Origin of the sequence: Streptomyces sp. CC208A, assembly GCF_030010625.1 — a bacterium.
GTDB lineage: Bacteria > Actinomycetota > Actinomycetes > Streptomycetales > Streptomycetaceae > Streptomyces.
Genome location: NZ_JASCXN010000006.1, coordinates 187,852 through 201,290 on the forward strand (window position 1 = coordinate 187,852; position 13,439 = coordinate 201,290).

Consider the following 13,439-nt stretch of genomic DNA (forward strand, 5'->3'; position numbering starts at 1 on the left):
AAGACCCTCCGTGCAGTCGGCGGGAGGGTTCGTCGTGGAGGACGGACACCTGGAGCCGGTGGCCGTGGCCGGTTCACGCCCTGGAGAGGGAATGGCCGACTCCCTACCGTCATGGACGGCCCGCGCACAGGGTGCGGGCCTTCGTCATGCCGGGAGAACCCCTTTGGACATCAGCGACAGCCGCGTGAAGGTCTACAGCGATCGCAGGTACACACGGACGACGGCGGTGCGGCACCAGGGCACCACACTGGCCTTCGCGATGGACGATCAGCGCCGGATCGTCTACAGCGTGCTCGCACTCGACGGATACGACCCCGCGCGGGGTGACACGGACGCGGCCTACTGGAGCGAGAACCCAAGGGAACTCTCCTTCCCGCAGGAGCTGAACCGGGTCGGCTACGCGGCGCTCGGCACCGTGACGATGCCCCGGGTGAAGAAGGGCGGCCGGGCGGAGGCGGATCCGGGTCAGGTGCTGGACCCGGAGGAGACCAACGCGTTCCTCTCCTCGACGGCCCGGCTGACCGCCGATGTTCCCTTCCAGGTGCTCTCGGACGGCACCCACGTGATCGTTCTGCGGCAGTCCATCGCCGCCGGGCACCCCGACGCGGTGCGCGAGGTCACGCCGGGGGCGGCGTCGGCCGCCGGGACCGAGCCCCCGCTCGTGGACGGCCTGCTGCTCTGCGACCGCTTCCTGATGGTGGGCGGCATCCTGAAACCGGTGCGCGAGACCCGCTACCGGCGCAGTCGGATGAAGCACCGTCCCGGCTCCGCCAAGGACAGCCTCGGCGCCTCCGACATGGAGGGCAAGCCGTTCTACGAGCCGACCCAGGCGATCGGCTTCGTCCGCAACCTGAGCGAGGGACGGTTCGCGGCGGTCCTGGTGCCGACCAGCGTGGCGGGGGCCCAGCGCTGGCAGTTCTTCGCCTGGAACACCGTCACGGGCCGTATGGACGCGTTCAGCGTGGACCGTTCGGCCGACGGGCTCTTCACCACCCAGGGCAACCGTGCCTGGACCAGTCCCGACCCCCGCTACCAAGGCGCCGTGTACGAACGCGGTGCCGGCCCGTGCCCGTTCACCGGGGCGCCGCTGGTACCGGTGCGCTCCGAGTCGGGATTCGGGGAGACGGCGCTGCGGCTGGCCGCCGCCGGGGCCCAGGGCATGGTGGGCACGATGCCGCGCGGACCGGAGTTCACCGTTCAGGCGTGGGTGAACCCGGCCCGGCAGGCCGCCACCACGCTCCTCACGAACGGCTACACGCTGGAGCTCACCGACCAGGGCTGCCCGCGGCTGCGCGCCGGCGACAGCGAACTGACCGGAACACAGCCGCTGCCGGCCGGGCGGTACACCCATCTGACGGCCACGTACGCCGACGGCACCGCGACCCTCTACCTCGACGGAACGCCCTGCGGCAGCGGCGCGTTCGCCTTCCCCGGGGAGGCTGCGGGCGAGGCGGTCATCGGCGGCACCGTACCCGAGGGCGGCTTCGCCCTCGACGAGCTGCGGGTCTGGGACCGCGCCCTCGGCCCCGCCGAGATACGCGAGGACCTCGGCCACCGGCTGGTCGGCGACGAGCCGGGCCTGGTGGCGTACTACCGGTTCGACGGGGGCGCCGGAAGTATCGCGTACGACCAGACCGACGCCGCCCGCCACGCCGCTCTGACCGGTGAGGTGAGCTGGGAGACCTCCACCGCTCCGATCGGGGACCACGCGGGCATCCGGCGCGACAGCTTCACCTTCGCCAACCGGGAACCGGTCTCCGCGCCCTCCGCGGTCCTCTACCACCAGCAGGAGGCGCGGGCCTGCGGCTACGACGCGGCGGCGAAGCCGGTCAAGAGCCAGGCCCGCGTCCTGCTGGCCTGCGCCACCCGCGATACCGCCGACCCGCACTCCGAACCCTGCCTCGCCACCCTCGACTTCGGAGTCGGCGTGGACGGCAGGCTGGCGCAGACCGCCGACGTGGTGATCCTGCCCGAGATCGGGACGGACGCCGCCGACACCGGGCTGGAGCGGCAGAGCCTGCTGGAGCAGCGGATCCAGACGCTGCGCAACGAGATCGCCGCCCTGGAACCGCAGGTCCCCCCGCTGGCCGCCCGCTGCGCCGACCTCGCCGCCACCCGGAACCAGGTGACGTCCGCACAGCAGACGCTCGACACGGCCCAGGCACGCTGGGACACCCTGCGCTACGACCCGACCGACTGGACGTCGGTGCGCATGTTCTTCAACAACTCGGTCGGGCGCTACGCCGTACAGGCCCTGAACAACCGGCTCACCCTCGGCGAGTCCGTGGTCGGCGGCAGCAGCACGCAGACCAGCTCCGTCTGGAAGATCGAGCACAGCGGCCTCACCCACAACGGCCGGCCGCAGTACTACGTGTACACCTACGACCGCGCCTACCGCCTGAACGTCTACAACGCGGCGACGAACGACCAGGCGCACATCGAGCTCTACCCGACCACCACCACCGACTACACCAGCGAGCAGCTCACCCTGACCCGGCTGGCGGGAAACGTCTGGCGTCTCGTCGCCCGCCACAGCGGCAAGACTCTCGCGCTGCGCTACGGCAGCGAGTACAACCGGATCCGCCAGTACACCGACTCGGTCCTCTCCGGCAGCGAGGGCAGGTGCGAGATCGAGTCGCTCGGGTCCCGCTCGGGCGCGGACACCGCCGTGGCAACGGCACGCGACGACCTCACCCGGCTTCAGGCCGCGCTGGACGTTAAGCTCGCGGCCCAGGAGCAGCTGGACGCCGTCAACCTCCAGCTGACCACCCGGCGGGACGCGCTGAGCGCCGCCGAGGACGAACTGGCCCTGCTCACCGCCGGTATGGCCGGGGCCGACGACGTGGTGGTGCCCGCCGTCCACCTCGGCACCGACCCCACCGGCCTGACGGTCTGCGGCGGCCTCCTCGCCTTCGCCCGCACCGCCGATGCGCCGTTCCTGATGGACAGCTCGACCGGTCAGGTCGCGCTCTACTTCCGGGGGCTCAACGGGCAGTTCTTCGCGGCCTACTACGACACCCGCGTGGTACGCGGCAGCAAGGTCCTCGGCTCCGGTGCCTCCGGGCTGCTTCTCACCGCCTGGGACGCCTCCGTCGACCTGAGCGGCGTCACCGTCACGGTCAGCGAGGTCCCCGGGCAGCCCGCCCTCTGCGACCTCACCCTGGACCGCCCCGGCGAGCGCGAGGTGTGGCGGGGGCTTCCGCGCCACGCCCGCACCCTCGTCGACGTCCTCACCGGCGCACCGGAGGGCGACCCTCCCACGATCGGCGTGCTCGCCGACCCCGGCCCCCGGACCGGCCCGGCCGCGCCACCGGAGCCGAGTACCGTCCTGCCCCTGGCCGCGCCGCTCGCGCAGCCGCTGGCCGCCCCCGCCTACCTCGCCACCGACGACGGCGTCCGCCTCCTCACCGCCTCCGCCGGTGCCGGCGCGGTCGAACTCCACCTCGACGCCCCCTGCCTGCCCTCCCCGGGCTCCCCGGTGCGGGTGGTGCGCTACGACACGAGGCTGGCCGAGGCGGAACGGCCAGGTGCCGACCTGCGCCGGGGCTCCCGGCTGGTGACCGCCGCGGCCACCTACGAGGACGCCCGGATCGCCGACGGCACCGCCACGCAGGCCGTGGCCGGGCACGGCTGCCGCTGGCGCGGCGCCTCCCCCGGCCGGGCGCTCGCCTTCGACGGCGCCACCCAGCACCTCGGCCTCGCCCCCGAACTGGTGGAGCAGACCGCCATCCCCTCGGACGTGACCGTCGAGGCGTGGGTCAACCCGTACGCGATGGAGGGCACCTCGCGCCTGGTGCATGCCGCGAACGGCGAGGACGCGCCGTACAGCCTGCTGCTCACGGACGCCGTCCTCCGGTCCGCGGTGGCCTTCTCCTCCGACTCGGCCCACGTGACGGTGGACCGAGTCGACCTGACGGGCGGCCCCTTCACCGTCGAGACCTGGCTGCGGCGCATCACGGCGGGGTACAGCGCCGAGGAGACCGTGGCCGCGCAGGGTTCCTCCGGCACCGCCGGGAGGAGCCTCGCCCTGGGCTACCGAGCCTCCGGCGCCTTCTTCTTCAGCCTCGGCGGCGGGGAGGACCTGCAGACCGCCGGCACCTACGCGGACACCGACTGGCACCACTGGGCCGCCACCTACGACCCCGCCACCGGCGCCCAGGTGCTCTACCGCGACGGCGTGGAGACGGCCCGCCGCACCGCCACGGCCCCGTACACCGGCGCCGGCACCCTGGTCCTCGGCCGCGCCGTCAACGGCACCCGCGGCCTGCGCGGCACCATCGACCAGCCGCGCCTGTGGGGACGGGCCCGCACCGCCGCCGAACTCCGCGACCTGATGCGGCAGAACGTCACCGGCAGCGTGCCCGGTCTGCTCGCGTCCTGGACCTCCACCTCGGGCCAGCTCCTGGACACCTCCGGCCACGGGCGGCACGGCATCCGGCACGGCGACGCCACCGAGGCGAACGCCCACGCGACCGGATACCGGGTCGTCTTCGGCGTCGGCGAGCGCGCGGTGCGCAGCCGCGAGGTCCACCCGGCCGGGGAGTGGGCCCATCTGGCGGCCGCATTCGAGCAGTCGTGGGCGGTGCGGCTCGACGGCGCGGCCTGGCTGGACGGGGACAACGACGACACCCTGGACCTGACCGGTGACCTCACCCTGGAGGTGTTCTGCCGACTCGACCGGCTCGGCATCACCCACGGCCTGGTGACCCGCGGCAGGCTCGGCTCCGACGACACGGCCGTCCCCTACCAGCTGTCGGTACGCCCCGACGGCAGGCTGGAGTTCGCCTTCGAGGAAGCCGGGGGCACCGCCCGGCGGTTCGTCTCCTCCGCCACCGTGCCGGTGGGTCGCTTCACCCGGCTCGCCGCGGTCAGGCGGGCGGGCCGCGAGACCGCCGAACAGAAGGGGACCCGGGAGATCACCCTGACCAACCCGGACGGCTCCACCACCGTCGAGACCGTCGACGTGATCCAGGACATGGAGGTCCGCTCCTGGGACGACATCACCTTCTACATCGACGGCGCAGCCTGCGGAACCTCCCGCTACACCGGTGGCGGACCGGGCGGCGGCGAGGGCGCGCTGGAACTGGGCCGGGTCTGGGACGGGCCCCGCCCGTACGCCGCCCAGGGCGTCCTGGGCGAGGTGCGGATCTGGAACACCGCCCGCGAGGCCGCCACGATCGGCGCCGCCGTCTCTCCTCGCGACAGCGGCCTGGCGGCCCGCTTCACCTTCGAGGAGAACGAGGGCAACACCAGCACCGACACCACCGGCTCCCATGCCGTGCGGCTGCGTGGTGCCACCTGGACGCGCAACCCCGACCCGCAGGGCAGCCGCTTCCGGCTCTACCGGGACGGCTCACCGATGCCGACCGAGCCCCTCGACCCCGGCGCCCCCGACCATCCGGCCGCGAACGGCGCCTTCACCCAGAGCCAGTTCACCCTGGGCGCCCGGCGCGCGGGCACCGCGGTCACCGAGGCGCTGGACGGCACCCTGGAGGAAGTGCGGGTCTGGCGCACCGCCCGTACCGCGGAGCAGATCAGCGACAACCTCTTCACCCGCCTCAAGGGCGACAAGGAGGACCTGGTCGGCTACTGGCCGTTCGACCGGGACTCCACCGCCGTCGGCGCCACCCGGGTGCGGGACCTGGGACTGCGCGGCAACCACCTGGAGGTCGGCGCGGGCACGCCGCCCACCGTCGTCCTGTCCACCGCTCCGGTCTCCACCGACACCGCCGCCGTCCGCTCCGCGATCTCCGGGGTGCGCACCGCCTTCCACCAGACGATCGCCGGGACCCCGGCCACCGCAGAGTACGCCGACATGCAGTACCGGCCGGACGGCTCGGCGGCAGGGGTGATGAAGCGCGCCTACAGCTATCTCAACGACAGCGGCCGCTGGGCTCTGGTGACCGGCTACAAGGTCGGCGACCTGGTGTCGGAATGGGTCAGCCAGGTGCAGTACGACCCTCAGCTCGTCGGCTACCTGGAGGGCGCGCCGCCGGTGCCCTCGGAGAACCTGACGGGTGAGGACGGCGACTACGCGGGCGCCTCCGCCGTCACGTTCACCACCGCGGACTCCGTGACCGAGTCCCTGTCCTCCTCCCGGAACCGCAGCGTCGACACGGCCTTCCAGATGGCGTTCCAGAACGAGTACGACGCCGAAACCCTCCTCATCACCGCCCCGCTGGGCATCGGCACGGCCCAGCCGGCCGTCGAGGGCGGCGCGGTCGTCAGCGTCGACAACACCCTGGAGTTCAGCAACACCTGGAGCGACGAGACCTCCCTGGCCCAGTCCACCGACACCGAACGCGCCACCTCCGTCTCCCTCGCCGGGTACTGGGAGGACCCCGCGCGCCTCCTCAACCCCGCTCTCGGCCGGCGCTACCAGCCGGCCAACGTCGGCATGGCGCTGGTCCAGTCGCAGACCGCCGACGTCTTCGCGCTGCGGCTGGCCCACAGCGGCGCACTGGTCGCCTACCGGATGCGGGCCAACCCCGACATCCCCCGCGACTGGAACATCCTCACCTTCCCCATCAACCCGCAGTACACCAAACAGGGCACTCTGGACGGCGGCGTCGGCTTCGACGAACACGGCAAGGTGCTCGACCCGGCCTACCCCAACGCCCTGCAGTACGGCGAGTACAGCTACTTCAAACCCCGGGAGGCGTACGCCCTGAAACGGGCCATCCAGCGCCAGCAGCAGCAGACCCAGGACTACTACGACAACGTCACCACCCGCACCGGAACGTCCGACCCGGTGGCAGGACGCGCGAAGAAGATCGCCGAGAGCTTCGTCGGCCCGATCGGCGACGCGCGCGACACCACCGCCGGCGAGGGTTCCAGCAGCTCAGCCGCCTCGGCCTTCGCGGTCCGCGACCTGGCCAACACCTACCTGTGGACCGCCGACGGCGGGTTCTTCGCCGAGACCACCACAACCGCCGACGCGATGACCGAGACCGCCGGCGGCTCGTACTCGGTGACGGACATGCTCACCGCGGGCGTCGAGTTCGGCTTCTCGGTCTTCGGCGTCGGGATCGCCGGGCAGCTCAACGCGAGCATCGGCGGCAGCCACAGCGTCACCCGCACCAAGAGCGAGGACGCGTCGCGCTCCTACGGCCTGGATGTCACCTGCGAGCCCTCCGGTGACCTCCAGGCGTACGACGCGGACGGCAAGGCGGTCTTCGACCCGCAGGGCAGGCCGGTACTTGTACCCGGCAAGGTGGACGCCTACCGGTTCATGAGCTTCTACCTGCACGAGTCCGGCCGGAACTTCGACGACTTCTTCCACAAGGTCGTCGACCCGGTATGGCTCGCCGACTCCAACGCGCCCAGCGCCGCCGCACTGCGCCAGACCCGGCAGTCCGACCGCAAGCCACCGTGCTGGCGGGTCCTGCACCGGGTCACCTTCATCTCCCGCGTCCTGCCACCGGTGCCGGGCGCCGACGCACCACCGCTGGAACGGGACCTGGCCCGGGTGGACATCGCCTCCAACTACGAACTCGTACGCAGGCTCGCCCCCTACGTCCGGCACGCCACCAGCTCCCTCGGTGAACTGTCCGACGCCACACGCACCGCGCTCACGGCGCACCTGCCCGAACTCCTGCCGCACCAGGACGACATCCGCCGCTTCCTCGCCCAGTACTACGGAGTCGAGGACTGATCTCCGGTCCCGGTGCTCCTGCGGCAGTCCAGGAGCACCGGGAACCACACCGGTGCGGACCGCCGCGGTCGCCCGGCATCCCCGAATCGCACGGGCGGACCGCTGCCCCGGGGCGGAGGACAGTGAGCTGGCATCCACGGTGCGGGCAGGCTCCGGCTGCTTCCCTTCCCAGCGCACCACACCGGCGGCCTCGTAAGCCCTCGAAGGGGTGGCTCGGGTCCGACATACGCAGCGCGACAGCGTCCGCATGGAACGCGGGCGGGCAGAACCTTCATCACCGTGCGGAAGCCCCTGCCGCCCGGGGACAGGTCCGGTACGTCCCGCTCAAACGGCGCGGCTCCGCCGCCCGCCGCGCCGCGGGGCGAGGCCGGAGGCGGGTCGCTGCCGACATCAGCGGCGTGCGCGCCTGCGTCGGCCGGCCAACCCCAGGAAGGTGCCGAGGAGCAGCAGGAGGGCGGCGCCCGCCGTGCTCAGGACCAGAGTGGTGGCGTCGCCGCCGGTTACGGCCAGACGCTCGGCGCCCTCGGTACCGGTGTCCGCGGCGTGCGAAGCGTCGTCGGGTGTGGAACCGGGCATGCCGGAATCAGCGGTGGTGGTTCCGGCATCGTCGGTGGTGTCGTCGGCCGGGGGCTCGTGGTCCTCGTGGGTGACGGGTGCGTCGTCCTTGAGTTCGGACGGGTGGGCCGGGGGGGCTGCTGTGACCGGTTCCACGGGGGGTGCAGCGGCGGTGTCGGTCGGCGGGGCCTCGCCGTTCATGCTGATCTCGACCCTGGCGCCCGCGGCGTCCTTCGCGGTGACGGAGACCTTCAGCTTGTGGGCGGTGTCGGTGAAGCGGGTGATGGCGCCGTCGCCGTCGTTGGTGCCCACCCGGAGCTGGAGGGCCCCGGCGTACTTCTGCTTGGTCACGCGGTAGGCGTAGACGCCGTCGAGGCCCTCGTCCAGCCCGCCCTCGGGGCGGCGGTACTCCAGCACCAGCTTGTCCTCACCGAAGGGGACCTCCAAGGCCCGCAGGCCGCCCTGCTTCCCGTAGAGGGAGCGCAGGGTGAACGTGCCAGAGCTCGTGACCCGCTGGTGTTCGGCCGCGGTCAGCCAGCCGCTGTGGATGAGCTGGGTGGCCGTGAGACCGACCCTCGTGCCGCCGCCACCGCCCATGGGGGACTTGCCGCCTCTGCCGTTCACGCAGTCGGTGAGGCGCCCGTCCTGACAGACGATGCCCGGCTGATGCGGGTAACCGAGGTTGTGGCCGAACTCGTGCACCACGACCCCGAGGTTGGCGAAGGCATTGGGGGCCTGGATCCAGGTGTAGGGCCCGCCGATACTGCCCAGCCCGGACCAGCTGCAGCCGATGCGCGGGCTGGCCATGGACAGACTGTCGTAGTCCTCACCACGCTTCAGCCCCTTGGCCTCCAGCAGTTCCAGAGTCTTCATCTTGATCTCGCCGGCATTGCACCCAGCACCCTTCATCGGCAGCTTGAAGGGGCCGATCACCTTCTCCGGGACCGCCGGCACATAGGCGGTCTTCCCGCTCGAGACCCGGTCGTAGTACGACTTCAGGGAGTTCTCGGCTCCGAAGTACTTGGCGGCGAAGTCCGCCTTGACCGCGGCCGGGCCGACGTGGGCCCGGTCCTGGAAGTCCACCATCACGACCAGCACGCGGTTCTCGCGCCTGTCGTCCGCCGCGGCCGTCGAAGCCACCACCCCCGAACCCGTGAACAGCGTCGCCGACGCCGCCACGACTCCACCAATCTGCTTCAGCCCGAGTCTCATGACGCTCTGCACTCCCTTGGTTCGTTGCGCTTCACCAGGGAAGACCAGTCCGCCTCACCCCCCTCCCGGCATTTTGCGTCCCCTTTACCAAACGATCGCTTCAGAACGAGTTGAACCGCGGGTCCCGCACTTACCGATCTTGATCGGCAGGGCGCTCGGTACATGCTGATCCTGCCTCTGACGACCTGCGCAGCGGAAGGCCCCGCCGCTACCGCGCACTCCCCTTGGGAGCCACGGTGGCGCGACCCCGAAGGCATGGCGAGTCACGGCCACCACGGTCGCGCCCGTCCCGGGGGCCGGTGACGGCCAAGTCCCGGCCGCCACGCACCTCGGCATCGCCAACGCCCGGCATCCCTGATCTCACGTCCGCCCGCCGCGCGCCGCGTCCGGGACAGCGCCGGCGGACTGCTGTACTCTCCGTCCCAGCCCTCCGAGGTGCTGTTCATCCTTCAGAAGGGCCGGGTCCGGATCTTCCGGGTCTCCGCCGACGGTCGCGCACTCACCACCGCGATCATCAGCCCTGGCACCATCTTCGGCGAGATGGTGCTCCTTGGGCAGCGGATGTACGACAACTTCGCCGAGGCCCTCGACGACGTCACCGTCTGCGTCATGAGCCGCGCCGACGTCCACCGCTTCCTGTTGGCCGACGCCCGGATCTCCGCGCGCATCACCGAGATCCTCGGCCGACGGCTGACCGACCTCGAACAGCGGCTGTCCGACAGCGTGTTCAAGTCCGTACCCCAGCGCATCGCCACCACCCTGCTCACCCTGGCCGCCCAAAGCCGCCCCCTGGTACTCGGCGCCCGCAGCCCGCAGATCGCCCTCACCCACCAGCAGATCGCCGCCCTGGCCGGCACCTCCCGCGAGACCACCACCAAGGTCCTGCGCGACTTCGCCGAGCAGCACCTGATCCGGCTCGCCCGGGGCCGCATCACCGTCCTGGACACTGAGCGGCTCGCGGACCACGCGGGCTGATGTCACCGAACCGTAAGCACCGGGCCCGCACCGAACTCACCCCTGCAGCCTACAGTTCAGCCAACCCCGACCTCCAGGAGTGACCCTTTCATGCGTGCCCGCCTCATCCTCACCGGTCTACTGGCCGCCACCGCGCTGACCGTGGCCGGCTGCGGCACCCAGGACAACGCCTCCTCCCAGGGCACGGCAGACACGGCCCCTCCCGCGGCCTCCGGCTCCTCCGCGCCGGCCGGTGGGCAGTCCGGGATTTCAGCGGTACCCCAGGCGCTGCGGTTCACGGGCACGACCGTGGACGGCCAGCCGTTCGATGCGGCGACGCTGGCGGGCAAGCCCGCCGTGCTGTGGTTCTGGGCGCCGTGGTGTCCCACCTGCAAGGCCCAGGGCCCCGAAACCGCCAGGGTCGCCGCCCAGTTCCAGGGCAAGGCGAACGTCATCGGGGTGGCTGGACTGGACAAGCCGCAGGCCATGAAGGACTTCGTCTCCGACACCAGGGTCGGCGCCTTCCCGAACCTGTCCGACGAGGCCGGGGAGATCTGGAAGAAGTTCGAGATCACCCAGCAGAGTTTCTACGTGATCCTCGACAAGGACGGCAAGACGGTCTTCACCGGAAGTCTCCTGGCCGGCAGGGGACTCGCCGACAAGCTCACCCCGCTCGTGGGCTGACCCGCCGTGTCCGACCTTCCTCTCGCCCTGGCCCTGACCGCGGGCATGCTCGCGGCCGTCAACCCCTGTGGCTTCGCCCTCCTGCCCGCCTACCTCTCCCTCCTCGTCCTCGGCGACGACACGCCCACCCGCGCGGCCGCCGTCACCCGCGCACTGTGCGCGACCGCCGCGATGACCGCCGGATTCGCCGCCGTGTTCGCCTTGTTCGGTCTCGCCATCGCGCCCGTCGCCGGCCAGGTCCAGCAGCACCTGCCCTGGTTCACCATTGCCTTCGGGCTTCTGCTGGCTCTCATCGGCGGCTGGCTCCTGGCCGGCCGGGACCTGCCCGCGCTGCTGCCCAAACTCCGCCGCGCGCCCTCCGTCACCCGCTCCGTACCGTCGATGGCCCTGTTCGGCGCCGCGTATGCCATCGCCTCCCTCGGCTGCACCATCGCCCCCTTCCTCGCCATCGTCGTCTCCGCCTTCCACAGCGGCTCCGCCCTCGAAGGCGCGGCCCTGTTCACGACGTACGCGGCCGGAATGGGCCTGATCGTCGGTGCCGCCGCCCTGTCCGTCGCCCTCACCCGCACCGCCCGCATGGGCCGGCTGCGCCGCCTCGGCTCCGTCGCCTCCCGGCTCGGCGGCGGTCTGCTCTTCCTGGTCGGCGCGTACGTCGCGTACTACGGCTGGTACGAGATCCGCGTCCTGCGCGGCCCCCAGACCACCGACCCCGTCATTGAGGCCGCGGGCACCGTCCAGCAGGCCGTCGCCGGCCTGCTGGACACCATCGGGATCCCCGTGATCTCGGCGGCCTTCGTCACGCTGCTGCTTGCCGTGGTGCTGCGCCGCCGCCGGCAGCGCCATGACCGGCCCCAGGCACCGGACAGGCAGCGCCACCCTGCCTGACGGTGCCGACGGCGCAGGGAACCTCTCGCTCTGGTTGCAGAAGGACGAGCGGACCGAGGCCGACGCCTCGGGGGTGACCAGGGAGACCACCGCAGTGGCGGGCTCCGCACCGGTCGGGCCGTCCGGCGTGGCGGTCAGGCGAACCGGCTCCCCGGTGGCGCGGCAGGCGAGGTCACCTGGGCCCTCTGACCGAGGATCGCGGGGAAGGCCAGCTGCACATCACGCCCCGGTGGACTCCCGCGTGCCCGGGGCGGTCTCATGTCCGCAACCAAGCCGAGCCGCCGACTTCGGCCGTCATTCGGCACACCGCAGCGACCAGGGTAGACACCCTTGCCTGTGGCCGAGCTCGAAGACTGTGCCTCACTCGTGCCGGCGATGCGACGATCGACCTTCCCCCTTCGGGGTGAACCGCTCAGCCCGCACTTCTGGGTGCAACCTGTCTCATTCCTCTGCGCACACCCGAGCCCATCGCGATCCTTGAGGAGCCCGGCCGCTCCGAGTTTCCAGGGAACGCCAACGTCTCATGAGACATGCAGATCGCGGAGAAGTCGATGCGGCAGATCCTGTGCGCCCCGGCCTTTCAGGCCCGGATGCAGGCGGTCAGCACCACCGTGACCGCCGGAAGCCGCCCCCTGGCCGCTGCGACCGCCGGCACACTCGCGCTAGTCCTGGACGTGCCGGCCGCCCTCGCCGTGGGCGCTCTCCTCCAGGTCGTGCCGGTCCTCCTGTTGCTGGCCTCCCCCGTACGCGCTCTGCGAGCCATGCCCGTCCTTCCTGTCCCCGCGGCCGTGCCGCCCGCCCGAGAGGGAACCTCGTGACAGCCATCGCATGCACCGCGAGCCCGGCCTACTGGGAGCCCCTCTGGGCCGAGGACGGCCGGCGCTACCGGACGCTGTGCCAGGCCGAGAAACAGCTGATGGCCGAGCACCTGGGCCCCGGCGAGGGCCGCCCCGCCCTCGACATCGGCAGCGGCGACGGCGGCCTCGCCCGCCACCTCCACCACGAGCTCGGCTACCGCACGACCGGCATCAACTGCTCCCCCAGCGCCCTCGCCCTCGCCGCCGCCCAGGACACCACGCCCGGACCGACGTGGCGGTGCGCGGACATCGCCACCGGCGACCTCACGACGGTCACGGACGCGGCCTACGCCCTCATCACCTGCCGCCTGGTCTACCGATGGATGGACGACAAGCCCGGCTTCCTCAGCCGTGTCCGCCGCCTCCTCGCGCCCGGCGGCACCTTCTGGGTCGTCACCGAGATCGCCGGCCGCCGCACGACCACCAACCCGGCCCTCCTCGGACTCGGCATCTCGCCCTCGGACGCCGAACTGCTCACGGTCGGCTGGTCCGTCGCGCGGACCGCCGACCTCGACGTCCTGCGCTGCTACGCCCTGCGCCCCTGATCATCCGCCCCGCGAACGAAAGGAAGTACCTCGTGCCGGACGTCGAGAATGCTGGTAGTTCCGGCTATCAGAAGTTGTGCAATGAGTGCCTCG

General features: G+C 71.8%; 7 protein-coding genes and 1 pseudogene. 6 read left to right on the plus strand and 2 right to left on the minus strand.

Annotated features, from left to right (window positions below):
• The first annotated feature begins 163 nt into the window (after positions 1-163).
• Positions 164-7,654 (plus strand): LamG-like jellyroll fold domain-containing protein, encoded by a 7,491-nt coding sequence (locus QK442_RS10175; protein WP_282693542.1) that lies wholly within the window; start codon positions 164-166, stop codon positions 7,652-7,654.
• A 390-nt stretch (positions 7,655-8,044) separates the two neighbouring features.
• Here QK442_RS10175 and QK442_RS10180 read toward each other — a convergent pair whose 3' ends face one another.
• Positions 8,045-9,421, minus strand: a complete 1,377-nt coding sequence (locus QK442_RS10180) for a hypothetical protein (protein WP_143065879.1) — start codon at positions 9,419-9,421, stop codon at positions 8,045-8,047.
• Between the two features lie 408 nt (positions 9,422-9,829).
• Between QK442_RS10180 and QK442_RS10185 the strand changes: the two genes are divergently transcribed.
• From QK442_RS10185 to QK442_RS10195, 3 genes are all read left to right on the plus strand, one after another.
• Complete coding sequence (locus QK442_RS10185) at positions 9,830-10,396, plus strand: Crp/Fnr family transcriptional regulator (RefSeq protein ID WP_349239642.1); 567 nt, start codon at positions 9,830-9,832, stop codon at positions 10,394-10,396.
• 90 nt (positions 10,397-10,486) lie between these two features.
• The gene (locus QK442_RS10190) at positions 10,487-11,059 is read left to right on the plus strand and encodes a redoxin domain-containing protein (protein WP_282693543.1); all 573 of its coding nucleotides are present in this window, start codon (positions 10,487-10,489) and stop codon (positions 11,057-11,059) included.
• 6 nt (positions 11,060-11,065) lie between these two features.
• Entirely contained in the window at positions 11,066-11,944 is an 879-nt protein-coding gene (locus QK442_RS10195; RefSeq protein WP_071278475.1) for a cytochrome c biogenesis protein CcdA, read from the plus strand.
• 30 nt (positions 11,945-11,974) lie between these two features.
• On the opposite strand, the pseudogene merB reads toward QK442_RS10195, so the two are convergent.
• A pseudogene (merB, locus tag QK442_RS36345) lies at positions 11,975-12,156 on the minus strand (organomercurial lyase); the annotation flags it as partial.
• Between the two features lie 318 nt (positions 12,157-12,474).
• On the opposite strand from merB, the gene QK442_RS10205 reads away from it, so the two are divergent.
• Both QK442_RS10205 and QK442_RS10210 read left to right on the plus strand, forming a co-directional pair.
• On the plus strand, positions 12,475-12,762 hold the full coding sequence (locus tag QK442_RS10205) for a hypothetical protein (RefSeq protein WP_282693544.1): 288 nt from the start codon (positions 12,475-12,477) through the stop codon (positions 12,760-12,762).
• Positions 12,759-13,346, plus strand: a complete 588-nt coding sequence (locus QK442_RS10210; RefSeq protein ID WP_282693545.1) for a class I SAM-dependent methyltransferase — start codon at positions 12,759-12,761, stop codon at positions 13,344-13,346. Before QK442_RS10205 ends, QK442_RS10210 begins: the two co-directional genes overlap by 4 nt.
• The last annotated feature ends 93 nt before the right edge of the window (positions 13,347-13,439 follow it).

What these genes read in the sequence shown, in the direction of transcription:
- QK442_RS10190 (WP_282693543.1), top strand. Translation starts at nt 10,487, where the DNA reads ATGCGTGCCCGCCTCATCCTCACCGGTCTACTGGCCGCCACCGCGCTG.
- QK442_RS10180 (WP_143065879.1), bottom strand. Translation starts at nt 9,421, where the DNA reads ATGAGACTCGGGCTGAAGCAGATTGGTGGAGTCGTGGCGGCGTCGGCG.
- QK442_RS10205 (WP_282693544.1), top strand. Translation starts at nt 12,475, where the DNA reads ATGCAGATCGCGGAGAAGTCGATGCGGCAGATCCTGTGCGCCCCGGCC.